Annotated in this window: 19 protein-coding genes; 9 read left to right on the forward strand and 10 right to left on the reverse strand. The window is 65.8% G+C overall.

Annotated elements, in window-relative coordinates:
• The first annotated feature begins 64 nt into the window (after positions 1-64).
• Positions 65-2,092, forward strand: a complete 2,028-nt coding sequence (locus ACI48I_RS17850) for a methyl-accepting chemotaxis protein (RefSeq protein WP_498574959.1) — start codon at positions 65-67, stop codon at positions 2,090-2,092.
• Positions 2,093-2,137: 45 nt separating this feature from the next.
• Here the strand turns inward: ACI48I_RS17850 and ACI48I_RS17855 are convergent, their stop codons facing one another.
• Genes ACI48I_RS17855 through ACI48I_RS17875 form a run of 5 tightly spaced genes read right to left on the reverse strand, consistent with a single transcriptional unit; the run spans position 2,138 to position 7,785 of the window.
• Complete coding sequence (locus tag ACI48I_RS17855) at positions 2,138-3,022, reverse strand: lysylphosphatidylglycerol synthase transmembrane domain-containing protein (RefSeq protein WP_498574960.1); 885 nt, start codon at positions 3,020-3,022, stop codon at positions 2,138-2,140.
• Positions 3,015-3,944, reverse strand: coding sequence for a glycosyltransferase family 2 protein (locus ACI48I_RS17860; protein ID WP_498574961.1), 930 nt, complete (start codon positions 3,942-3,944; stop codon positions 3,015-3,017). Before ACI48I_RS17860 ends, ACI48I_RS17855 begins: the two co-directional genes overlap by 8 nt.
• The gene (locus ACI48I_RS17865; RefSeq protein ID WP_498574962.1) at positions 3,945-5,417 is read right to left on the reverse strand and encodes an ArnT family glycosyltransferase; all 1,473 of its coding nucleotides are present in this window, start codon (positions 5,415-5,417) and stop codon (positions 3,945-3,947) included.
• 2 nt (positions 5,418-5,419) lie between these two features.
• Positions 5,420-6,421, reverse strand: a complete 1,002-nt coding sequence (locus tag ACI48I_RS17870) for an NAD-dependent epimerase/dehydratase family protein (RefSeq protein ID WP_498574963.1) — start codon at positions 6,419-6,421, stop codon at positions 5,420-5,422.
• Entirely contained in the window at positions 6,418-7,785 is a 1,368-nt protein-coding gene (locus ACI48I_RS17875) for a UDP-glucose dehydrogenase family protein (protein ID WP_498575044.1), read from the reverse strand. The genes ACI48I_RS17870 and ACI48I_RS17875 overlap by 4 nt, the downstream gene beginning before the upstream one ends.
• Before the next feature lie 204 nt (positions 7,786-7,989).
• On the opposite strand from ACI48I_RS17875, the gene ACI48I_RS17880 reads away from it, so the two are divergent.
• The 7 genes from ACI48I_RS17880 to ACI48I_RS17910 all read left to right on the forward strand — a co-directional run bounded on the left by ACI48I_RS17880 (position 7,990) and on the right by ACI48I_RS17910 (position 20,339).
• Positions 7,990-9,072: a threonine aldolase family protein gene (locus ACI48I_RS17880; RefSeq protein ID WP_498574964.1), complete on the forward strand. Its 1,083-nt coding sequence runs from the start codon at positions 7,990-7,992 to the stop codon at positions 9,070-9,072.
• 23 nt (positions 9,073-9,095) lie between these two features.
• The gene (locus ACI48I_RS17885) at positions 9,096-9,890 is read left to right on the forward strand and encodes a thymidylate synthase (RefSeq protein WP_498574965.1); all 795 of its coding nucleotides are present in this window, start codon (positions 9,096-9,098) and stop codon (positions 9,888-9,890) included.
• A gap of 118 nt (positions 9,891-10,008) precedes the next feature.
• Positions 10,009-15,948 (forward strand): anti-phage protein ProA, encoded by a 5,940-nt coding sequence (proA, locus tag ACI48I_RS17890; RefSeq protein WP_498574966.1) that lies wholly within the window; start codon positions 10,009-10,011, stop codon positions 15,946-15,948.
• Between the two features lie 19 nt (positions 15,949-15,967).
• Positions 15,968-16,639, forward strand: coding sequence for an MOSC domain-containing protein (locus tag ACI48I_RS17895; protein WP_193686065.1), 672 nt, complete (start codon positions 15,968-15,970; stop codon positions 16,637-16,639).
• Between the two features lie 148 nt (positions 16,640-16,787).
• Complete coding sequence (locus tag ACI48I_RS17900; protein WP_193686066.1) at positions 16,788-17,282, forward strand: dihydrofolate reductase; 495 nt, start codon at positions 16,788-16,790, stop codon at positions 17,280-17,282.
• Entirely contained in the window at positions 17,279-17,902 is a 624-nt protein-coding gene (locus tag ACI48I_RS17905) for a DUF4337 domain-containing protein (protein WP_193686067.1), read from the forward strand. The genes ACI48I_RS17900 and ACI48I_RS17905 overlap by 4 nt, the downstream gene beginning before the upstream one ends.
• Positions 17,903-18,083: 181 nt before the next feature.
• Complete coding sequence (locus ACI48I_RS17910) at positions 18,084-20,339, forward strand: arginine/lysine/ornithine decarboxylase (RefSeq protein ID WP_193686068.1); 2,256 nt, start codon at positions 18,084-18,086, stop codon at positions 20,337-20,339.
• A gap of 65 nt (positions 20,340-20,404) precedes the next feature.
• Here the strand turns inward: ACI48I_RS17910 and ACI48I_RS17915 are convergent, their stop codons facing one another.
• The 5 genes from ACI48I_RS17915 to ACI48I_RS17935 form a co-directional block, all read right to left on the reverse strand.
• Positions 20,405-21,067: a cation efflux transmembrane domain-containing protein gene (locus tag ACI48I_RS17915; RefSeq protein ID WP_193686069.1), complete on the reverse strand. Its 663-nt coding sequence runs from the start codon at positions 21,065-21,067 to the stop codon at positions 20,405-20,407.
• Between the two features lie 15 nt (positions 21,068-21,082).
• Positions 21,083-21,649, reverse strand: a complete 567-nt coding sequence (dcd, locus tag ACI48I_RS17920) for a dCTP deaminase (RefSeq protein ID WP_193686070.1) — start codon at positions 21,647-21,649, stop codon at positions 21,083-21,085.
• Between the two features lie 65 nt (positions 21,650-21,714).
• Positions 21,715-22,548, reverse strand: a complete 834-nt coding sequence (locus tag ACI48I_RS17925) for an alpha/beta hydrolase (RefSeq protein WP_193686071.1) — start codon at positions 22,546-22,548, stop codon at positions 21,715-21,717.
• Positions 22,549-22,623: 75 nt separating this feature from the next.
• The gene (locus ACI48I_RS17930; RefSeq protein ID WP_193686072.1) at positions 22,624-23,484 is read right to left on the reverse strand and encodes a dioxygenase family protein; all 861 of its coding nucleotides are present in this window, start codon (positions 23,482-23,484) and stop codon (positions 22,624-22,626) included.
• 15 nt (positions 23,485-23,499) lie between these two features.
• Positions 23,500-24,018, reverse strand: a complete 519-nt coding sequence (locus ACI48I_RS17935; RefSeq protein ID WP_227496484.1) for a Spy/CpxP family protein refolding chaperone — start codon at positions 24,016-24,018, stop codon at positions 23,500-23,502.
• A gap of 183 nt (positions 24,019-24,201) precedes the next feature.
• Here ACI48I_RS17935 and ACI48I_RS17940 point away from each other — a divergent pair, with 183 nt between their 5' ends.
• Positions 24,202-24,891, forward strand: coding sequence for a response regulator transcription factor (locus ACI48I_RS17940; protein WP_193686073.1), 690 nt, complete (start codon positions 24,202-24,204; stop codon positions 24,889-24,891).
• Position 24,892: the final 1 nt, after the last annotated feature.

A 24,892-nucleotide genomic window follows, 5' to 3' on the forward strand; every position in this document is an offset into this window, starting at 1 on the left:
GAATACTTGCTTGTAGGCAATTTGTAGGTATCATCCTACATATTTGTCACTGCCGCTTACAATCATGTCCAACAATCGGTATCACCCTGCCAACTGGAATGTCGGCACCAGGATCAGCGCCTTCAGCTTCGTCCTGGTCGGCGCCATCCTTGCCGCCCTGATCATGACGATCACGGTCACCACCGGCGCGATGCTCGAAGAGCGCGCCAGCCAGAACATGCAGAACGAACTCAAGGGTGTCGTCGACACCGTCGACTTGTTCAATCGCACCGTCTCGAGCGAAGCGGTCAGCTTCGGCAAGATCTTCGCCACCGAATTCGCCGGCGCTTTCGAAGCCGATCCCGCCAGGGCGGTCGACATCGGCGGCAAACAGGTACCAGCGCTGATCCACGGCGGCAAGGTACTCAACCTCGACTTCAGCGCGCCGGACCGCTTCAGTGCCCAGACCGGCGGGAATGCCACGATTTTCGTCGCCGACGGTGAGGATTTCGTGCGCGTCACCACCTCGGTGAAGAAGGAGAACGGCGATCGCGCCGTCGGCACCCAGCTCGACCGCGCCAGTCCGGCCTACGCCGCGCTGAAGGACGGCAAGGTCTACGTCGGCCTGGCCAAGCTGTTCGGCAAGCAGTTCATCACCCAGTACGAGCCGGTGCGCGATGCGGCCGGCAAGGTGGTCGGCGCCCTGTATGTCGGGGTCGACATCAGCAAGGACCTCGCGGCCCTCAAGGAACGCATCCGTTCGATCAAGATCGGCGACACCGGCTATTTCTATGTGCTCAATGCGGCGCCGGGCAAGGCCTATGGCGACCTGCTGGTCCACCCGAAACGCGAAGGCGAGAACATCCTCGACAGCCGCGCCTCCGACGGGCGCGCATTCGTGCAGGAGATCCTCGAGAAGAAGACGGGCTCGATCACCTACGACTGGAAAAATCCGGGCGAGACGAGCGCGCGCGAAAAAGTCGTGGCCTTCACCCACTTCAAGGACTGGAACTGGGTCATCGCGGGCGGCACCTACCGCGACGAGATCACCCAGGAAGCTGCGCGCCTGCGCAACAAGTACATCGGTTTCGGCCTGGTCGCGCTGCTGGTATTCGCGGCCATCCTGTATGCCTATGTGCGCGCCACCATCACCCGTCCGCTGGCGGTCGCCCGCGACGCCGCCGTGCGCATCGCCGACGGCGACCTGACCGTCAGCATCGAGCGCGGCCGCAACGACGAGATCGGCCTCCTGCTCGACGCGATGAACGGCATCAGCCGCAACCTGTCCGCGGTGGTGGGCAAGGTGCGCGACGGCGCCGAGCAGATCGCCAATGCCTCGAACGAGATCTCGACCGGCAACCTCGACCTGTGCGCCCGCACCGAGCAGCAGGCCGGCAGCCTGGCCACGACCTCCTCCTCGATGGGCGAACTGACCGAGACCGTGCGCCAGAACGCCGAGCACGCGCGCCAGGCCAACACGCTGGCGATGACCGCGTCGACCATCGCCCAGAAAGGCGGCAGCATGGTCTCGCAGGTGGTTGAAACGATGGAGTCGATCAACCAGTCCTCGCGCAAGATCGGGGACATCACCGGCGTCATCGACGGCATCGCCTTCCAGACCAATATCCTGGCGCTGAACGCAGCCGTGGAAGCGGCGCGCGCCGGCGAACAGGGCCGCGGCTTCGCGGTCGTCGCCAGCGAAGTGCGCAACCTGGCGCAGCGCAGCGCGGCCGCGGCCAAAGAAATCAAGGGCCTGATCGCCGCCTCCAGCAGCGAGGTCGACGCCGGCCGCGAACTGGTGTCGAAAGCGGGCGCCACAATGAACGAGGTGCTCGCCAGCGTCGGCCGCGTGACCAGCATCATGGCCGACATCACCGCCGCCAGCCTTGAACAAAGCAGCGGCATCGAGCAGGTCAACCGCGCCATCGGCGAGATGGACGACACCACCCAGCACAACGCCGCGCTGGTCGAAGAAGCCAGCGCCGCGGCGCAGGCGATGCAGGACCAGGCCGCCGAGCTGGCGCGCGCGGTGCGTCTGTTCAGGCTGGACGAGCGAACGAACGCGGCCGCGGTGCCGCAGTCGGCACGCCCGCCGGCGCTCAGCCACGGCTGACAATTGCAGCGCATTGCGGCGCGCAGTGCGCCGCAATGCGTGCCCTCACCCTGTCGCCGCTGCCCGCAGCGAAAACCGGCCCAGGAACAGTGCCCCGATCATGGATGAGAGAACCGTGATCAAAAAGAACCAGCTGGACGCAATCACACCGTAGGTGGGGTCCAGGTGAAACAGGTTCACGCCAAACAGGAAAGTCGCTTCGCGTACGCCCAGGCCGCCAACACTCAGCGGCAGCACGGCAGCAATCGATGAAACCAGGAACATGGCGAGGAAGGCCAGGTAATAGGCCGCCGGTGTACCCAGGTAAACAAGCAGCATGCCCATGCATGTCAATTGCAGGAGCTGCACCCCTATCCCAAGCGCAAACACGCGGGCGAGTCCTGCCGCGTCGAGCTTGATGAGCCAGCGATGGGCCAGGACGAATACGGCGACGATTGCGGCAACCGATGCAAGCGCGAACACGACGGCGCCAGGTGCGTGCCAGGGAAACGACAGGGTGGGCAGCAAGGTGCACAGGATGACCAGCAGGGCCAGCATGCCGCCGACACGGTCCACCAGCGTGATCGTGACCAGTGTACGCAGCGCGACGGCATGGCGACGATGCAGCACCAGGACCTTGTAGCCATCGCCGCCTATGCCGCCTGGTAAAAATAGGTTCAGGAACATGCCTGCATAATACAAACGCAGGTTTTCTGCCTCGCTCAGCTGCACTGCCGCGTGGCGTTGATACACATTCAAGCGGAGCGCCGCCACGATCTTGGACAGATTGAATGCGATGAAGGCGGCAGCCAGGATGGGTGCGCGCTGCGGGTGAAAAGCCAGGGTCCTTACCTGGCTCATGTCGAGATTCCGAAAGACGAAAACGATCAGACAGGCCGATATCAGCACCTGCAGAACGGCTTTCCATTTCTTGCCCGGCCGCTTAGACACCGATGTTTCTCTTGATCTGGTAGGGCTTCTTGTTTTGGGATTCGTAATATGTCCTCATGATCAGGTCCGCGATGAAGCCGGTGCTGATGAGCTGGATACCGGCCACGGTCAGCAGCAGTCCAAGAAACAATAGCGGCCGCCCGGCAATACTTGCTCCCATGAGCTTCTCGAACAGCATATAGGCGTTCAACGAGCAGCCCGCGAAAAACGAGACCATCCCCAGCGTCCCGAACAGATGCATCGGGCGCTGTCCGTATTTGCGCAGGAATACCATGAGCATCAGGTCGCTGGCGACCCGCAGCGTGCGGCCGATGCCGTATTTGGACACACCCGCATGGCGCGCATGGTGCCGCACCTGCATCTCCGTCATTCTGGCGCCATGCATGGTGGCCAGCACCGGAATATAGCGGTGCAGTTCGCCGTAGAGTCCCAGGTTTTTTGCGACCTCGCTCTTGAACAGCTTCAGCGTGCAGCCGTAATCGCTGATATGGACGTTCGTGGCGCGCCGGATCAGCCAATTGGCCAGCTTGCTCGGCATCCTGCGCAGCAGGAAGCCATCCTTGCGCCTGGCGCGTATGCCGGCAACCACGTCCCAGTCGCCTTCCCGCATGCGCTCCATCATGAGCGGAATATCATGCGGGTCGTTTTGCATGTCGCCATCCAGCATGACGATCAGTTCGCCATGCGCGGCGTCGATGCCCGCGGCCATTGCCGTCGTCTGGCCATAGTTACGGCTCAATACCAGCGCGCGGGTTGCCGGCGTGGCAAACCGTTCTATTTCCGCGACCGTGCAATCGCTCGAGCCGTCGTCGACGAAGATCAGCTCATGCTCTACCCGGGCAAGCGCCTCTGCAATACGCGCAATCAGGGGCTCAATGTTGCCCTGCTCATTCATGACTGGAACAACAACCGACAATAGCATTTACTTTTCCTTTACCGAGACGACTGCATAGTCGACCGCCATGGCGCCGTGCCGACCCTGTGGCTTGCCGACCTCGAGCCGCCCACGCTGGCGGAGCGCGCTCGATGGGTAAGCATTCAGAAAACTGTCCGGCCAATCTTCCGGATGGCCGCCGGAGCCGATCAGGAGTACGTCGCCACCGATGGCTGGCCGTCTCTGCAGCAGCTCGGGCAAGAGCATGACGGTCCATGCCGGATTATGCAGAGACAGGTTTCCCGCGGTCGTCAGCTCGCTTGCAACCAGTGTCTTCGCCTGCGGAAAGCGCCGCATCAGTTGGGCCGACAGTTCAGCGAACGGTACGCGCGTGTTCTTGCCCCAGTAGGCGCGGGCCGACAGGCCGGCCAGGATGAGCACGGCGAACACCCCCGCTGCCCAGAGCACGCTGCGGCATACCGTGCGCCGCGCGAGCGATGGGAAGACCGCAAAGAATGCGAGCGGCGACAGGAACAGGATCGGCTGCATCCAGCGGTCCTTGATTTTCGTGACTTCGCCGCCGAGGACCAGCGCCGTGACACATGCAAACGCCGCCAGATAAAACCAGAGAAAAAACCGGACCTCGGGACGATCGCGGGCCGCCCGTAGTTGATCCCGGCGCGGGTCCCCGTACCGCCACCAGATCCACCCGTACACGATCCACAACGGCGTGACGAACAGGAAGCTCGCGCTGAGCATGCTGCCAAGGCCGCGCGCCACGTTACCTGCATAGCCAGCGTCCTGGCCCTGCATTTTCTCCCCGGTGGAGCGGATCGCGAGATCCAGGTGATCGAGCAGCCAGAGCCCGTGCGGCGCCAGGCAAAGCATCAGCACGGCAAGCGATATCCAGGCCTTGCGGTTCCATACTGCCTGCCTGTGTTCCCGGACCAGCAGGCTGGCCGCAACCAGGCCAAGCGCAAACAGCGCAAAGTTATATTTGGACTGCAGCCCGAGTCCCATCAGCAGGCCGAACAGCGCATAGCGCAGTTTGCCCGGCTGCCGGAGCAGGCCGACATAGCACCACAGCGCCAGCGCGGCAACGCAGGTCATCAGCACGGAGTGCGTCAGGTCGCGTTGCGATTCCCATCCAATCTGTGGAAACAAGATGAGCGAGGCGGCGACCATGATGGCGCCGGCAACGCCGATGAGCGACCTGGCCGTGTAGAACATCGCCAGGTAGGTGCAGAACAGGAGCAGGTTCTTCTGGATGGACAAGGCAAGGATATTGACGCCGAACAGGGAAAACATGAGCCATTGCAGCCAGAAGTACAGCGGCGGCTGGCTGCCGTAGCCCAACTGCAAGTGCTGGGATCTGAGGATGGATTCCGATTCGTCCAGGTCGAGCACCGCAGGCGAGCTAACGCGCAGCACGACCTGCAACAGGAAATAGGCGGCGAGTACGAAGAGAAAATGCGTGCCGGCGCGCCTGTCGCAAGCCACTGGAATCGCGTCGTTTCGCATGTCTAGTCGATCTTGTTATGCGCCATCCAGGTGACCAGCCACTCCCGGAAGCGGCCCAGTCCCTCCCTCAGCGATGTTGCCGGCGCAAACCCGACCCATTCCTGCAATTTGCTCGTATCGGCATAGGTCAGCGGAACGTCGCCCGGCTGCATCGGCAGGAACGCGATCCTTGCCTTGACCCCGACTACCTCCTCCAGGGCTGCAATGAAATCCAGTACCCGGACCGGCTGGTGGTTACCGACGTTGAACACCGTGTGCGGCGCCCCGTTAGCGGCGACAACGGCGGGCTTTGCCACAACCCGAACCACCGCTTCAACGATGTCATCGATATAGGTAAAGTCCCGTTCCAGTGCGCCTTGGGCGAATACCGGAATCGCCTCGCCCTCGAGCATCTTCTGCGCGAAGCTGAAGTAGGCCATATCGGGACGCCCCCAGGGCCCGTACACGGTAAAAAACCGCAGGCCGCTGGCCGGGAACCCAAACAGGTGGCTGTAGGAATGCGCCAAGACCTCATTCGCTTTCTTGGTGGCCCCGTAGAATGAAACGGGCTCATCGGTCCTGTCGCTTTCCCTGAAGGGCGCGTTTTCGCTTGCGCCGTACACGCTGCTGCTGCTTGCATACACGAGGTGGCGTGGCCGGAACCGGCGGCAGGCTTCCAGAATATTGGCGAACGCGACCAGGTTCGACTGCACATAGGCAGCCGGATGTTCAATCGAATAACGCACGCCGGCCTGTGCCGCCAGGTGAACGACATAGGCCGGCCGAACACGGTCGAACAGGCGGTCGACCTGAAGGGCGTCAGCCAGTTCCACGGCTTCGCAGCGGATGCCATGCGGCGCAAGCAGGGCCTGCACACGCCCATGCTTCAGATGAACCGGGTAATAGTCATTGAAGTTGTCGCATGCGGCAACCGCCGCACCCATGCGAGCCAGGCGCGATGCGACAAAACTGCCGATGAAACCGGCAGCACCGGTGACCAGCACAGGGGCGCCGGCCGGGATCATTGCCGCCCCATCGGCGCGGCCCTGCCGATCCCGTGGTAGGCAAGCCCGAAGGACGCGACGAACTCGGGCTCATACAGGTTTCGACCGTCAAAGATGGCCCGGTGCCGGAGGGCGGCCGCAAGGAAGCCGAAATCCGGCGCACGGAATTCCTTCCACTCGGTGGCGATGGCCAGCACATCAGCGCCTTCGACGGCGGCCGCCGCGGAATTCGCCATCCTGAACAGTGTCTGGCAGCGTGCTTCGCCATGCTCCCTGAGCAGGACGCGCCTGGCCTCGATGCCGGCGACGGGATCGTAAGCCTGCACGCGGCAATTCGCCGCAAACAGTTCCCCTATCAGCGCGAGACTGGGCGCCTCGCGCACATCGTCCGTATTCGGTTTGAACGACAAGCCCCAGAGTGCGATGGTTTTTCCTGCAAGCTGATCGGCGCCCTTGAAGAAGCGTGCGATTTTCTTGAACAGGATATTCCTTTGCGATGCGTTCACCGCCTCGATGGCATCCAGGATGCGCAGGTCCTGCCCATGGTCGGCGGACGTCTTCAACAGCGCTTTGACATCCTTGGGGAAGCAGGAGCCTCCATATCCCATGCCGGCATACAGATAATCCGGGCCGATGCGCGGATCGGAGCCGATACCACGCCGCACCTGTTCAATATCGGCGCCCAGGGTCTCCGCCAGGTTGGCGAGTTCATTCATGAAACTGATGCGCGTCGCCAGCATGGCGTTCGCACCGTATTTCGTCAGCTCGGCGCTGCGCACGTCCATTTCGACCAGCTTTTCATGATTGCGGCTGAATGGCGCGTACAGGCGGCGCATGATTGCCGTCGCGTGCGGATCGTCGCTGCCGACGACGATCCGGTCCGGGCGCATGAAGTTCTCGATCGCCGCGCCTTCCTTCAGGAACTCGGGGTTGCTGACGACAGTGAAGTCGATGTGGGCGCCGCGTGCCCCGAGTTCTTCCTCGATGACCCTTTTCACCCGCTCGGCCGTGCCGACGGGCACGGTCGATTTGTTGACCAGAATGGTCGGCCGCTGCACGCGCCGGCCGATATTGCGCACCGCGGAAAGAATATGCGCCAGGTCGGCGCTGCCGTCTTCCTCCGGCGGCGTGCCGACGCACAGGAAAATAAGGTCGGCGTGCGCAACCGCCGTATCGTAGTCGGCGGTAAACATCAATCTGCCGGCCGCCATGTTATGCACCACCAGTGCATCGAGGCCAGGTTCGAAAATCGGGATGCGGCCGGCATTGAGCAGCTCGATCTTCCGTTCGTCCGTATCCAGGCATAACACGGCATTGCCGACATCGGCGAAGCAGGCGCCCGACACCAGCCCGACATATCCTGTGCCAATCACGGTTATCTTCATGTGCGTACAAGCAATTGACGACAAACAATCAGCAACCCTGGAGAATCCCGGGACCGGAAGTACTGAAGAGTAGACCGCTCGGGCCGGTGTGAAGTTCCCGCCGTCCGCACGCAGCCGTGCCGGACCCAGCGGCGAGCCCGGCGCCCCCTATTCCCTCTGCCGCGCCCCCGGTGTAAAGTGGCAAGCCCATCCCAGGAGCCCATCTTGACCGACGCTGAACTGATCCGCCGCTGCGACACCGTCTTCCCCGGCCACCGTGCCCGTACTCCCGCCGAGATGTACGCCGCCATGGCCGCCTGGTGCGAACAGCACGGCGTCGAGCACGACGTCTACGGTAGCGGCGAACTGATCGCGTCTTTCGAAGAAAAGATCGCTGCCCTGCTCGGCTTCGAAGCGGCCGTGTTCTGCATCAGCGGGACCATGGCGCAGGTCACGGCCCTGCGCCTGGCCTGTTCCGACCGCGGCGATACGCCTGCCGCGTTACACCCGACCTCACACATCTTAGTTCATGAACGCTCGAATTTCCAGATGCTGGGTCACTTCGACGCCCTGCAGGTCGGCGACCGGAATCGACCCTGGCTTGCAGCCGACCTCGAAGCGGTGCCGGACAAACTCGGCGCAATCGGTCTGGAAATCCCGATGCGCGAGATCGGCGGGCAAGTCTCGCCCTGGGAAGAACTGGAAAAGATCAAGCTGCACGCCAGAGCGCGCGGCGTGCACCTGCACATGGATGGCGCGCGCCTGTGGGAGGCGCAGGCCGGCTACGGACGCAGCGCCGCTGAGATCGCTGCCGGCTTCGACTCCGTCTACGTGTCGCTGTACAAGGGCGTCGGCGGCCTGGGCGGCGCCATGCTGGCCGGTTCGCGCACCTTCATCGAACGCGCCGCCGAATGGTTCCGGCGCCAGGGCGGCAACGTAATCCACCGCTCGCCTTACGTCGTCTCGGCGGCGATGCAGTTCGACGCGCGCCTGGCAAGCATGCCGGACTACTTCCGCCGCACGGAACTGCTGTATGAGGCCCTGCGCGAGCATCCCGCCATCCGCGTCAACCCGGCCAGGCCGGCCGCCAACATGCTGCACCTGCACCTGCCGGTGGGCCGCGAGCGGGCGCTGGCAATCCGCGCCGAGCTGGCCGAACGCCACGGCATCTGGCTGTTCAACCGCGTGTCGAACGGCGTGCTGCCGGACACCAGCTACTTCGAGCTCTATGTCGGCGACAACCTGCTGGCCGTTCCCGAGTCGCACCTGCGCGAGGCCCTCCGCCTGTTTGCAGATAAGTTAAAATAACGGGTTTCCCCAGAAGGACAGCAATGCGCCAATACCTCGACTTCATGCGCCATGTGAAAGAGCACGGCGCCCTCAAGACCGACCGCACCGGTACCGGCACCCTGTCCGTATTCGGGCACCAGATGCGCTTCGACCTGGCCGAAGGCTTCCCGCTGGTGACCACCAAGAAGGTGCACCTGAAGTCGATCATCCATGAGCTGATCTGGTTCCTGCAGGGTTCGACCAACATCGGCTACCTGAAGGAAAACGGCGTCTCGATCTGGGACGAGTGGGCCGACGCCAACGGCGACCTCGGTCCCATCTATGGCTATCAGTGGCGCAACTGGCCGACGCCGACCGGGGAACACATCGACCAGATCAGCCAGGTGCTCGAGCAGATCCGGAACACGCCCGATTCGCGCCGGATGATCGTCTCGGCCTGGAACGTGGCCGACATCCCGCAGATGAAACTGCCGCCCTGCCATGCCTTCTTCCAGTTCTATGTGGCCGACGGCAAGCTGTCCTGCCAGCTCTACCAGCGCAGCGCCGACATCTTCCTGGGCGTGCCCTTCAACATCGCCTCCTACGCGCTGCTGACGCACATGATGGCGCAGCAGGCGGGCCTGGAACCCGGCGACTTCGTCTGGACAGGGGGCGACTGCCACCTGTATTCGAACCACCTGGAACAGGCCGAACTCCAGCTTTCGCGCGAGCCCTTCCCGTTACCGAAGCTGGTCATCAAGCGCAAGCCGGAATCGCTGTTCGACTACCGCTACGAGGACTTCGAGTTCGTCGGTTACGAGTCGCATCCGGGGATCAAGGCGCCGGTGGCGGTGTAATCGCTGCGCGTGCCGGGTCCAGCCGTACACGATTGACAAGGCTGGACTCATCCTTTAGATTGAAGCATTGCCCGCCTCGCGCACGCCCGGCGGGTTTTCCTTTTTTCAGGATCGCATCATGACCATGGACCAGCTCGCGGAGCCAGTCTTGCCCCACCCTGCCGACGCTTCACCCCGGCCACCCGTTCTGCATATCGACCTCCATGCGGACCCGACGACGGGATATGCGGCGATCCAGAACAACCTCCCGGTCGTGCGCGCGGTAACGCTCACCAACAACGGCGACGAGGCACTCGACGACGTCGAGGTGCTGGTCGTCTGCGCACCCGCTTTCGCACGCGGCGAACGCCTGCATTTCGAGCGTCTGGCGCCTGGCGAAACACGGCGTATCGCACCGCTCGACCTGAAACCGGACCACGACTACCTGGCCGCGCTCGACGAGTCCGAACGCGGTTCGGTGACCGTCAGCGCAAGCGTGCGCGGACAGCCGGCGGCGCAGGCCGTCCACCCGGTCGAGGTGCTGGCCTACGACCAGTGGGCCGGGACACGCGCGTTGCCGGAACTGCTGGCTGCCTTCTGCATGCCCAATTCGCCGGTCGTCGACCGCCTGATCGCCAGGGCATCGAGCCTGTTGCGCGCCAACGCGCCCGGCCTGTCGATGAGCGGCTACCAGTCGAAGAACCGCGAACACGCGTGGAAGCAGGCGTCCGCCATCTACAGCACGCTCGCCGCCGAAGACCTGCAGTATTCGAACCCGCCGGCCTCGTTCGGCGGCGACGGACAGAAGATCCGCACGCCCGAGCGCATCCTCGACACCCATGTCGCCACCTGCCTCGACCTGGTCATGCTGTTCGCGGCCTGTCTCGAGCAGGCGGGCCTGCACCCGGTATTGCTGCTCAAGGAGGGGCACGCCTGGGTCGGCGCCTGGCTGGTCGAAGCGACCTTCCCGACCGCCGTGGTCGACGACGTGCAGTCGGTACGCAAGCGCGTCAAGTCGGGCGAACTGATGGTGTTCGAGACCACGTCCATCGCCGCCGGTGCGGGAACGACGCTGCGCACGGCGTGCAGGCAGGGTGAGGACCAGCTGGCCGACGACATGGCGTTTACCTGCGCCATCGACGTGCGGCGTGCGCGCGAAGCGCAGGTCCGTCCCCTGCCCTCGCGTTCCACCTCCGCCGCGCCTGCCCTGCCCGCGCTGGAGGCCGGCGCGCCGGCGATCGAAGAGATGCCGCCCCTGCCGCCGCTCGATCCCGGCCTCCTTCCCGTGCGCGAGCTCGCAGCCGACACCCCGGAAGGCCGCCTCGCCAAGTGGAAAAGCCGCCTGCTCGACCTGACGCTGCGTAACCGCCTGCTCAACTTCAAACCATCGAAGACGACGCTGCGCGTGATCTGCCCCGACCTGGGTGCGTTCGAGGACAGCCTGGCCGAGGGCAAGGAATTCAGGATCAGGGCGACGCCGCCGCTGATGACGGGCGTCGACCAGCGCGATGCCGCCGTCTACAGCGCGCGCCATGGCGCGACGCCGCTCGACGCGCTGGCGCTTGACGCGCTCGGCCGCGGCGAGATCGTCGTCGACAGCACGGGCGACGCGCTGGAGGCGCGGCTGCTGGAATTGTTCCGGACCGCCTCGACCGGCCTGGAGGAAGGCGGCGCGAACACCCTGTTCCTGGCCTTCGGTTTCCTCCAGTGGCAGGAAAGCGCGGACGCCGAGGCGACCCACCTGGCGCCGATCCTGCTGGTTCCGGTCACGCTCTCGCGGCAGTCGGTGCGCAGCGGTTTCCGCCTGGCCCGCCACGACGACGAGGCATTGGTGAACCCGACCCTGCGCCAGAAACTGGCCCAGGACTTCGACCTGAAGATGCCCGCGTTCGACGTGTTGCCGGGCGACGAAAAAGGCATCGACGTCGCGGCCATCCTGCAAACCTTCCGCCTGCACGTGGGCGAACTGAAGGGATGGGAAGTGAAGGAGACGGTCGAACTCGGGATCTTCTCGTTCACCAAATACCTGATGTGGAAAGACCTGCAGGACCGCCATCGGCAGCTGCAGGAAAACAGCGTCGTCGCCCACCTGATCAACAACCCGGGCAAGGCCTTTGCCAGCGAGCCGCTCGGGTTCGAGCCGCGTACGCTCGATGCGACGCACAGGCCGCACGACCTGTTCGCGCCGATGCTCTCGGACTCCTCGCAGCTGCGCGCCATTTGCGTGGCCAGCGGCGGCAAGAACCTGGTGATCGAGGGCCCGCCCGGTACCGGCAAGAGCCAGACCATCACGAACCTGATCACGCATCTGCTGGCTACCGGGCGCACCGTGCTGTTCGTCTCCGAAAAGATGGCCGCGCTCGACGTCGTGCACCGCCGCCTGAGCAGCCTGGGACTGGGGGCCTTCTGCCTCGAGCTGCACTCGGCCAAGGCACGCAAGGCCGATGTGCTCAAGCAGCTCGGCACGGCACTCGACGCCGCCGGCACGCGCACCGTGCGCGACTGGGAGCTCGAAGCCGGGCGCCTGTGGGCGCTGCGCCAGGACCTGAACGGCGTGGCCGAAGCCCTGCACCGGGTGCACCGCAACGACCTGACAATCTACGACGCCATCGGCACCACGGTCGCGCACCCGCTGTGGCGCCCCGCGCACATGAACTTCCCGTCGCTCGACGCGCATTCGCGGGAGGAACTCGATGCGCTGCGCGCCAGTTGCCGCCAGATGGCCGCATTGGCGGGCCAGCTCGCCCAGCTGGCCGGCCATCCGCTGGCGCTCATCTCGCGCCGCGACTGGACGCCGGCTTGGGAACAGGCGCTGCTGCAAGGAGCCGCCGGCCTGGAAGCGAAGGCTGGCGCCCTCCAGGATGCGGCCGGCCGCTATTTCGGCTTGCTGGGCCTGGACCACAGCGGCCTGTCGCTGGCCGAACTGGCCCTGCTCGACGAACTGGCCGATATCCTGTTGACGGCGCCGGCCGTGCCGCCGGGAGTGGCGCGCGCCGCCCACGACGAAGCCGCGCGCAGCCGCCTCTCCGTATTGCGCGGGCACGGCCAGGCACGCGCACAGGCGTGGGATACGCTCGGCGGTGCCTGGCGCGAAGACCTGGCCACCCTCGACGCGCAGGCGCTGCGCCTCGAATGGAGCGCCGCGACCCAGGCCTGGTGGCCAAAAAGCTGGTTTGCAAAACGCGCTGTCCTCAGGCGCATGAGCGCTTACCGCAGCGATGGACAGCGTCCGTTCGAGACCGCCATGCCCGGCCTGCTCGATACCCTTGCCACGCTCAACGCCGAGGACGGCGCGCTCGACGCGATGGCGCCCGAATCGGCAACCCTGCTCCAGCAGGATTTCGCCGGCCACAAGACCGACTGGACGAAAATCGAGGCGGCCGAACGCTGGGCGGCGCGCTTCGCCCAGGCCGTCCTGCGCCTGGGCGGCGGCGACCCCGAACTGGCGGCGGTGCTGCGCGAGAAGCTGGGCGCCCTGGTCGACGGCCAGCGCGCACTGCTGGGTGGCGACATGGCCCATGGCCGGACCCTGCTCGCCTATCGCGAGGCATGGCGCGCATGCGCCGGTGCCATGGACCAGGTGGGGCAACTGGCAGGCGGCACAGGCCTGGCGGGCGACGATTCCACCCCGGCAGCGCTGGTGCGCCTGCTCGCGATGCTCCAGGGCTGGCGCCAGGCTGCGCGCCAGCTCCAGCCCTGGAGCCTGTGGCAGCGCGCACGGTACGAGGCGCTCGGCAACGGCCTGCAGGGCATCGTCGACGCCCTGGAAGCGGGCGACACGCCGCTCGCGAGCGTGGCGGACTATTTCGAATTCAGCTACCGCAACTGGTGGGTGCGCGAGGCGATTGGCGCCGAGCCGGTCCTGTGCGCCTTTTCGAGTGCGGACCACGAGCGCAAGATCGCGGAATTCCGCCAGGCCGACGCGCGCTTCCAGGCCTTGACCCAGCAGTACGTGGCGGCGAAGCTGGCCGGACAGATCCCGGCGGCCGGCAGCGTGGCGCCGGGTGCCGACTCCGAGATGGGCAAGCTGCGGCGCGAGCTGCAAAAACAGCGCAAGCACATGCCGGTGCGCCAGCTGGTGCAGAACCTCCCGACCCTGATGCCGCGCCTGAAACCCTGCCTGCTGATGTCGCCGCTGTCGGTGGCGCAGTATCTCGACGCGGGCCACGCCCAGTTCGACGTCGTCATTTTCGACGAAGCCTCGCAGATTCCGGTATGGGACGCGGTCGGCGCGATCGCGCGCGGCCGCCAGCTGGTCTGCGTGGGCGACCCCAAGCAGCTGCCGCCGACCAGCTTCTTCAGCAAGGTCGATGAAGGCGAAGGCGACACCGGGGAGGAATTGCAGGACCTGGAAAGCATCCTCGACGAGTGCCTCGGCATCGGCATGCCGCAGCTGACGCTGCAGTGGCATTACCGCAGCCGCCACGAAAGCCTGATCACCTTCAGCAACGTCACCTATTACGACAATGCGCTGGTCACCTTCCCCTCGCCCTACACCGCGGACACGGGCGTGCGCTTCCAGCGCGTGCACGGCGTGTATGACCGCGGCGGCTCGCGCACCAACCGCGCCGAAGCCGACGCGATCGTGAAAGCCATCGAGGCGCACTACCTCGATGCGGCGCGGCGCCGGCAGTCGGTCGGCGTCGTCACCTTCAACCAGGCGCAGCAAAACCTGGTCGAACGCCTGCTCGACGAGCGCCGGCGCGCGTCGCCGCAGCTCGACGCGGCGCTGGCGCAGGCCAGCGCCGAGCCGCTGTTCATCAAGAACCTGGAAAATGTGCAGGGCGACGAGCGCGATATCATCTATTTCTCGATCACCTACGGACCTGACGCCGCCGGCAAGGTGAGCCTGAATTTCGGGCCGCTGAACCTGGAAGGCGGACACCGGCGCCTGAACGTGGCGGTCTCGCGCGCGCGCCAGCAGGTCGTGGTCTACAGCACGCTCATGCCCGAACAGATCGACCTGTCGCGCGTGCGCGCCAGCGGCGTGCGCGACCTCAAGCACTACCTTGAGTTCGCCATCCGCGGTCCGCGCGCGCTGGCCGAGCAGCGCATCCCGACCGGGCGCGAGCCGGACAGCCCGTTCGAGCGCCAGGTCATCGCGCTGCTGCGCGAACGCGGCTGGGAAGCGCACCCGCAAGTCGGCGTATCGGGCTTCAGGATCGATATCGGCGTGGTCGATCCGCGCGCGCCCGGCCGCTACCTGCTCGGAGTCGAATGCGACGGCGCGAGCTATCACTCGGCCGCCAGCGCGCGCGACCGCGACCGGCTGCGCAGGCACGTGCTCGAGGGCCTGGGCTGGGAATTGCACCGGATCTGGTCGACAGACTGGTGGATCAACCCGGAAGAACCGGCACGCCGGCTCATCGCGCGCCTGGAGGCGCTGGCGAGCCAGCCGCTCGAGAGCGAGCCCGAGGTCGTTCCCGAGCCGGACTACAGGCCGGAGGCGCCTGGCGAGGACGCCACGCCAACGACGGACGCGGCGGGACCGTCCGAGGCCACGCCCACCTCGGGCATGGCCCCTGGCCTGGCCCCCTATTGCGCCACCCCGATCGACGGCGGCGACGCCGATCTGTTCTACGAAAAGGCATCGATTCCGCTGATCCGCGCGCAGCTTGCGAACGTGATTCGCTACGAAGGACCGGTGAGCCGCGACCTGCTCTTCCGACGTGTGGCGCGTGCCTGGGGCGTGGCCCGCCTGACCCGCCGGGTCGAGGAACACCTGGCGCGCCTGGTGCCGCATGCGCCCGTCACGGCGGACGGCGAGGCCCCGGTATATTGGCCGGAAAACGTCAACGCGGCCGATTGGGAAGGCCTGCGTGTCCCGGACGGGAATGCCGATTCGCGCCGCGCGATCGACGATATCTGCATCGAGGAACTCGGCAATGCCGCGCTGTACGTGCTGGACCGGCAGGGCGCGACCGGCAAGGATGGGCTGGCGCGGGCGGTGTGCAGGCTGTTCGGCATCAGCCGCACCACGGCCGACGCGGAAGAACGCATCGCACGCGCGCTGCTGGCCGAACCGGCGGCAAGCCGGATCGCTATCGAGGGCGGCGTCGTGCGCAGCCTGCGGCGCTAGCCTGCGTACTGCGGACGCCATGGAGATCGGTACCGTTGCCGGGCTGGCGGCGCGCTTGGCGCGCGGCGCGCCGCCACGCTCGTTCGAGCGCCTCGTTACCCACGCGGGCATCGGCATCGTAGGCGACGTCCATGCCGACGCGCTGTCCCCGCGCCAGCTGCTGCTCGCGAGCAGCGGTGCCTATGCGGACTTCGATTTGCCGATGCATGCGCTGCGCGAGAACCTGCTGATCGACGCCGACACGGCGCAGCTGGCGTCGGGCACGGTCCTGCAGATAGGCGCCGAGGTGCGGCTGCGGATGATGTTCCAGTGCGAAGCCTGCGGCCAGCTCGACGCCACGGCGCCGCGCCTGGCGCAGCGCATCGGGAAGCGGCGCGGCATGCTGGCGCGCGTGCTGGCGGGTGGCGTCATCCGGCTGGGCGACCAAGTGTGCGACCTGGGCATGCTGGAATCAGCGTGGTCCGACGATTGGCGCGAGCGCGTGCGGCAGGTGCTCGACGCAGCGCCCGACGGCACGGTGATCGAATACCGCGCGCTCGCGCGCCTGGCCGGCATCCAGTCCAGCTATTGCCGCGCTTTTCCACGGCTGTTGGCCAGGCTGGGCGAGCGCTACGCAGCGACGGCGGTGTCGTCGCAATCGCCCGTTGCGCTGCCGCGCTGGGAAGGCGCAGGCCTGTTCGAGCGCTTCTGACCCGCCGCCGCGGCTGGCGCAGCCCACAGAAAGCTTGACACGCCGCCGCGCTCGCGACACCATCTGGCCTCCCATTTGCCCAATCGACAAGGACACCCGACATGCGCCTTCCCGCCCCTGCCTTTTACCGTTCCACAGGGGATGCCCGATGAGCCGCCTGACCCTGGTCGTGGCGATCGACGCGCAGCGCGGGATCGGTATCGACAACAAGCTGCCCTGGCACCTGCCCGAAGATCTCGCCCACTTCAAGCGCGTCACCCTCGGCCAGCCGATCATCATGGGCCGCAAGACCTTCGATTCGATCGGCCGCCCGCTGCCGGGCCGGCGCAACATCGTCGTCACCCGCAACGGCGACTGGAGCCACGCCGGCGTGGAGGCGGTGACCTCGCTCGAGGCGGCGATCGCACTCGTCGGCGAGGAACCGGCCAGCATCATCGGCGGCGCGCAGATCTTCGCCCAGGCGATGGACGTCGCCGAGCGCATGATCGTCACCGAGATCGCCCACAGCTTCGCCTGCGATACCTTCTTCCCTCCGCTCGACCCGGCGGTCTGGCTTGAAACCGCGCGCGACACCCATCATTCGGACGCGAACGGCTACGACTACGCCTTCGTGACCTACGAGCGCAAAGGCAGCGCACAGTGAAGCCGCCAGCTTCGCGTGCCGGCGACGGCTTCGCCGGCAAGGTCGCGGTCCTGATCGCGGTGCTGGCCACCATCGGCACGCTGTTCGGTTTCCTCGGCAGCAGCATGCACAACGACGCCTCGCTCTACAAGAGCAATGCCGCGATCGACAAGACCAGCGCCACCAACGCCTGGAACCATTACCAGGCCAAGTCGAACAAGCAGAACCTCGCGGAACTGGCCACCAATATTCCCGGCGTGGACAAGGCGCGCTACCAGCTCGAGGTGGACCGCTATCGCCTCGAAAAGGAAGAGATCCGCAAGGAGGCCGAGCGCTGGGAAGCCTCGTCCAGCGAGTGGAACGCGAGATCCGAACGGGCGCTGCACCGCCATCGCCAGTGGCTGCTGGCCTCGGTGGTCCAGCAGGTCGCGATCTCGCTGGCGGCCGTCGCCCTGCTGGCGCGCCGCACCTGGCTCCTGACCGCCACCTGCGCGGTGGCGACCTTCGGCCTGACCCTGGGCGTGTTCGCCGCCCTGCGCGCCGATCCGATGCCGATGATGGTCGCCCCCTTCGGCGCGGCCTTCGGCGCCGTCGTGCTGGCCGCGCTGTTCCAGCGTTTCGGGCGGGGCCGCCGGGGCTAGCTCACTGCATGGCATACTGATGTGCGCCATGCCGGGCCGCATCCCTATAACCTAGTAAAAAAATCTACACCGGACAGCGGTTTTTCTGCGAAAATCCGCTTCTTATTTTTCGGTGCCGTGCGTGGCAGGCCGTCCAACCCGGGCGCCCCTGCTCCCACGGCGCTTCGCATTGGAGCTGTCAATGAAATTTCGTTTCCCCATCATCATTATTGACGAGGACTTCCGGTCCGAGAACACCTCGGGCCTGGGCATTCGCGCCCTCGCCGCCGCGATGGAAAAGGAAGGCATGGAAGTGCTGGGCCTGACCAGCTACGGCGACATGTCGTCGTTCGCCCAGCAGCAGTCGCGCGCCTCGGCCTTCGTGCTGTCGATCGACGATGAGGAATTCGGCGGCGGCTCGCTCGAGGAGACCGATACCGCGCTGACCCGCCTGCGCGCCTTTGTGGAGGAAATCCGCCACAAGAACTCGAACATCCCGATCTACATCTACGGCGAGACCCGCACCAGCCGCCACATCCCGAACGACATCCTGAAGGAGCTGCACGGTTTCATCCACATGTTCGAGGACACGCCGGAATTCGTCGCGCGCCACATCATCCGCGAAGCGAAAGCCTATCTCGATTCGCTGGCGCCGCCCTTCTTCCGCGCCCTGGTCAACTACGCCTACGACGGTTCGTATTCCTGGCACTGCCCGGGCCACTCGGGCGGCGTCGCCTTCCTGAAGTCGCCGGTTGGCCAGATGTTCCACCAGTTCTTCGGCGAGAACATGCTGCGCGCCGACGTCTGCAACGCGGTCGAGGAACTGGGCCAGCTGCTGGACCACACCGGTCCGGTCGCGAAATCCGAGCGCAACGCCGCCCGCATCTACGGCGCCGACCACTGCTATTTCGTCACCAACGGCACCTCGACCTCGAACAAGATGGTCTGGCACTCGACGGTGGCGCCGGGCGACATCGTCGTCGTCGACCGCAACTGCCACAAGTCGATCCTGCACTCGATCATCATGTGCGGCGCGATCCCCGTGTTCCTGATGCCGACCCGGAACAACCTCGGCATCATCGGTCCGATCCCGCTCGAAGAGTTTACGGAAGAGTCGATCGCCCGCAAGATCGAAGCCAATCCGTTCGCGCGCGAAGCCAAGGACAAGAAGCCGCGCATCCTGACGATTACCCAGTCGACCTACGACGGCGTGGTCTACAACGTCGAGACCCTGCGCGAGATGTTGGACGGGAAGATCGAGACCCTGCACTTCGACGAAGCCTGGCTGCCGCACGCGACCTTCCACGACTTCTACAAGAACATGCATGCGATCGGCCGCGACCGCCCGCGCGCCAAGCAGTCGATGATCTTCTCGACCCAGTCGACGCACAAACTGCTGGCCGGCCTGTCGCAGGCTTCGCAGGTGCTGGTGCGCGAATCGGAAACCGTGAAACTCGACCAGGACGCCTTCAACGAAGCCTTCCTGATGCATACCTCGACCTCGCCGCAGTACTCGATCATCGCTTCCTGCGACGTGGCCGCGGCCATGATGGAAGCGCCGGGCGGCACCGCGCTGGTCGAGGAATCGATCCTGGAAGCGCTCGACTTCCGCCGCGCCATGAAGAAGGTCGACGCCGAATTCGGCCAGGACTGGTGGTTCAAGGTCTGGGGTCCGGATGTGGAGTCGGAAGAAGGCATCGGTACCCAGGACGACTGGATGATCCGCGCCGAGGACGACTGGCACGGCTTCGGCAACCTGGCCCCGGGCTTCAACATGCTCGACCCGATCAAGTCGACGGTCGTGACCCCTGGCCTGTCGCTCGACGGCCAGTTCGGCGAGACCGGCATCCCGGCCTCGATCGTGACCAAGTACCTGGCCGAGCACGGCGTGATCATCGAGAAGTGCGGGCTGTATTCGTTCTTCATCATGTTCACGATCGGGATCACCAAGGGCCGCTGGAACACGCTGGTGACGGCGCTGCAGCAGTTCAAGGACGACTACGACCGCAACAAGCAGATGTGGCAGGTGATGCCGCAGTTCGCCGCGGCCAACCCGCGCTACGAAAACAGCGGCCTGCGCGACCTGTGCAACGGCATCCACAGCTTCTACAAGCAGTACGACGTCGCGCGCCTGACGACCGAGATGTATCTGTCGGACCTGGTGCCGGCCATGAAGCCGTCGGACGCCTTCGCCAAGATGGCGCGCCGCGATATCGAGCGAGTCGCCATCGACGACCTCGAAGGCCGCACCACGGCGATCCTGCTGACGCCTTATCCGCCGGGCATTCCGCTCCTGATCCCGGGCGAGCGCTTCAACAAGATCATCGTCGACTACCTGCGCTTCGCGCGCGACTTCAACGAGCGCTTCCCGGGCTTCGAGACGGACGTGCACGGGCTGGTCAAGCGCGAGGTGAACGGCAAGCGCGATTACTTCGTGGACTGCGTGCGCCAGGATTGATCGGCGCGATACCGATGTGAAAAGAGGAGCCGCCGGCTCCTCTTTTTTTGGGGGCCACGCAGAGGTCAGCGGCGTTTCAGCTCGACGACCGGCGCCGGCGCTGCAACTGCCGGCGCCGCACTGATCTCGCTTCTGGCCTGCACGATCACGCTGCGCGCCGCGGTCAGCCCGAGTACGCCCATCACGCTGGCCACGAACAGGTCCGGCAAGCCGCTCCCCGCCTGCCACACGCCCAGCGCCGCCAGCAGCACGGCGACGTTCCCGATCATGTCGTTGCGCGTGCACAGCCAGACCGAGCGCATGTTGGCGTCGCCGTTGCGGAATGCGAACAGCAGCAAGGCGACCAGGCCATTCGCCGCCAGGGCGGCGACGCCGATCGCGCCCATGGTCTGCGCCGCGGGCACGGTGCCGCTTGCCAGGTGAGACAAGGCGGAACCGATGACGAAGACGCCGTAGGCGCCCATGGTCGCGCCCTTCACCAGCGCGGTGCGCGAACGCCAGACCGGCGCCAGGCCAAGCACGAACAGGGAAATGCCGTAGTTGGCGGCATCGCCGAAGAAGTCGACCGCATCGGCCAGCAGCGAAACCGAACCCGCGGCCCAGCCGCCGAGCAGTTCGACGCCGAACATCAGCGCGTTGACGACCAGCGCTATCCAGAGCACGCGCCGGTAGCGCGGATCGACCGGCGGTTTATCGAGCGAGCAGCCGCCGCTGCAGCAATCGGCCATGGCAGGCCTCCCGGATCAGGTTTTCGGCAGCGTCACGCCGCGCTGGCCCTGGTACTTGCCGCCGCGGTCCTTGTACGAGGTCTCGCAGACTTCGTCGGATTCGAAGAACAGCACCTGGGCGCAGCCTTCGCCGGCATAGATCTTGGCCGGCAGCGGGGTCGTGTTCGAGAACTCGAGCGTCACATAGCCTTCCCATTCGGGTTCGAAGGGCGTGACGTTGACGATGATGCCGCAGCGCGCATAGGTCGACTTGCCGAGGCAGACGGTCAGCACATTGCGCGGGATGCGGAAGTATTCGATGGTACGCGCGAGCGCAAACGAATTCGGCGGGATGATGCAGACGTCGCTTTTGACGTCGACGAAGGAGTTCGAATCGAAGTTCTTCGGGTCGACGATGGTGCTGTTGATGTTCGTGAACACCTTGAATTCGTCGGCGCAGCGGATGTCGTAACCATAGGACGAGGTGCCGTAGGAGATGATGCGCCGGCCCTCTTCTTCGCGGACCTGGCCAGGGGCGAACGGCTCGATCATGCCGGTTTCTTCCGCCATGCGGCGGATCCATTTGTCGCTCTTGATTGCCATGCTGGATTCTTTCAGGATTGCTTGGAATCCCGCGATTTTACGCGAAAAGCGGCGCGCGGTCGCCCTCAGGCTTGCCGCTTCGCCAGCATTGCCCTGGTTTTGACTTCGTGTTTCAGGAGGCGTGTAATCATCTCGTGCGTCAGCCGGGCGGCGCGCGCCGGGTGCTCGAGCGGATACAGGTGGCTGCCCTCGGTCATGACGAAGTTCTCGCCGACCAGCTTGCGGGTCGAGCCCAGCCCCGCCTGGCGCAGCTCTTCCGAACGCGTCGCGCCGATGAACCCGACCGGCACCGGAAAGCCGCGCCCGATCAGGTCGCCCAGGTGGTGCGGCAGCGAATTGTAGATGGCCGTCTCGACGCCGCGGTCGAAGCGCAGCTGGACGCCTTCCGGGTGGGGCTTGAGGCCGACGTCTAGATAGTCGTCCAGCACCCCCGGCGCCCAGGCCTTGAAAATATCCTTCGACATGAAATGCGCGTGCGCGGCGGCGCGATTGGGCCAGACGTTGCGGCGCCGTTCCGAAAAGCGCGCCGGCGAGAAGCGCGTGCCCTTCCCCAGCAGTTTCACGAAGCGCCATGCCAGCGCGCGCCAGCCCGCCACCACCGGCGAATCGAGCATCACCACGCAGCGCGCCAGGTCCGGCCGGCGCGCGGCCGCCATCGTGCCGAGCATGCCGCCGAGCGAGTGGCCGACCAGGATCGCCGGCTGGCCATGGCGCTCGATGTCGGCAATCAGCTCGTCGACCAGGTTGCTCCAGTTGTCGTCGACGGGGTAGCGCGGATCGTGGCCGACCATGTCGGTCTGGCGTACCTCGTAATGCGCGCCGAGCGCGTCGAGCATCTGGCGGTAGGTGCCGGAGGGGAAGCTGTTACCGTGACAGAAATGCAGCAGGGGCTTGGTCATGAAGCGCGCCGGTGGGTCGAAGGAGCTTCGATTGTAAGGTCAGGACAAACTTCCCTGCCTGCTCGCGGGCCTCCTTTAGAGGGAAACACCTACAGTCAGGTCGGCCGTGTAGCCGTTGACGGTGTCGCCCCCCATGCTTGCCATCTGCAGCGCCGTGCCGTCGCTGAACACGTTGTCCGTGGCATAGCTCATGCGCGCGAGCTTGCTCACGCTGGCGCTGTAGCCGGTCGCCGTGTAGACCGTATTGAGGGTGGCCAGCGGGAAGGTGAACTGCGAGGTCTTGACCCGGTTGGCGGCGCCCGTCGCCTTGGCCAGCGTCGGGTAGACCTCGAAGTGCACGTGCGGCATGCGTCCGTCGTAGCAGCCCGGGAAGATGGTGGTGAAGGTGACGTAGCCGTCGGCGTCCGCCTCCTGCACGCCGCGCAGGTAGTTCTCGCCTTGAACCGCGCTCGAATACATCGAGTAGTTGCCGTCGCGGTCGCAATGCCAGAGGTAGACCGTGGCGCCGGCGGCGGCCGCGCAGCCGTTCGCGACGTTGACGATCTTTAAACGGATCGTCAGCGGCACGCCCATCGCCACGCCCGCTGCCCCGGCCACGCTCCAGCGGATGTCCTTGCGCACGATGCCCGACAGGGTCAGGGCATTGGCGACCTTGCCGTTGCTCGAATTGGTGCCGTCGGCCGGGTACGGGCCGCCGGTCTCCTCGGGGATGAGCGAACAGGCCGTGCCGGCGGCGGTGTTGGTGGTGGTTGCCGGCGTGCTGACGGCAACGGTGGCCGTGCTGCCGCTGTCGGTGGACGCGCCGCCGCAGCCATGGAGCGGCACGGCGGCGGCGCCGGCGAACAGCCAGCGCAGGCTCTGGCGCCGGCTGGCGGCCGTGTTCAGCAGTTTGTCGAGGTCGGACTGCAGGTCGCCGTGATGGTGATGGGTGCTCATGATCCCTCCTTTCGATCAGCGTTGCGCGCGAGGTGCGCGTTCCTGTTTGAGCTGCGCGCGCTGCTCCGGCGTCAGCAGCGCCATGATCTGGCCGGCGGTACGCACGCGCAGCAGCTCGCGGGCGGCGATCGCCTGGCCCAGCGCCTTCGTCTGTGCCGACGCCTTTGCCTCGTTGAAGTCCCCGGCCTCGAACATCGCGCGCAGCGCTTCGTGCGCCTTGCGTTCGGCCTTGTCCTGTTCGCGCATTTGCGGCGCTTCGGCATGCAGGATGACGAACAGGCGGTCCTGCTGGGCTTCGCTCAGGTCGATGCCGCGCAAGAACGGCAGGCCGGGACCACTCATGCCGGCATGGGGACGGTGGCCGCCCGGGCCGTGGCGTTCGCCCGGGCCCGGTCCGGCGTCTGGTGCGCGATCGCCATCCGGCGCGGCCATGTGTCCGCCCGGCGGCGCCGGCAGCGGGTCGGCAAATGCGCCCGGCACGGCGCTGAAGGCGGCGGCGGCCAGGATCGTGGCGGTGATGCGAAAGCGGTTCATTGTGGCTCCTTGACGGTGTCTCGAAAAGCTTCATTCTCCGGCGGCCGCCTGTAAATCGCTGTAAATCGAAGGTAAAACCGCGTAAGGAACGCGCCGGGATCAGCCGCAACCCGCTTTGTAAAGATCGGTAAAAGCGCCCTGCCGCCGGGCTCCCGCGCGCCCGGCTTTGTTATCATCCCGGGGATGAATACCGTGCTGCTGATCGACGACGACACCGAGCTCGTCGCCATGTTGACCGAATACCTGGAGCAGGAAGGCTTCACGGTCGCCTGCGCCCATGATGGCGTGGCGGGAGCGCGCGAAGCGCTGAGCGGGCGCCATGCGATCGTGGTACTGGATGTGATGATGCCGGCCCTGAACGGCATCGAGACGCTGCGCCGCATCCGCGCTGCCAGCAAGATCCCTGTCCTGATGCTGACCGGGCGCGGCGACGATGCCGACCGCATCCTCGGGCTGGAACTGGGCGCCGACGACTACGTCACCAAGCCCTGCACGCCGCGCGAACTGACCGCCCGCGTGCGCGCCATCCTGCGCCGCACCCACGACGCCCAGCCGAACGCCAATGCCGGCGTCGTGCTCACCGTCGGCAAGCTGACCATGCTGCCCGAGCAGCGCCGCGCCACCTGGGACGGCGCCAACCTCGAACTGACCAGCACCGAATTCAACCTGCTGGAGGTGCTGGCGCGTCACGCGGGGCGCCCGGTCAGCAAGAACGAACTCTCCGAACAGGGCCTGGGCAGGCCGCTGGCGCGCTTCGACCGGAATATCGACGTCCATCTTTCGAGCCTGCGCCACAAGCTCGGCCTGCTCGACGATGGCCGCTCGCCGCTGCAGACGGTCTACCGTCTCGGCTACCAGCTGATCCGCCTGTGAC

Source organism: Massilia sp. LXY-5 (assembly GCF_059801075.1).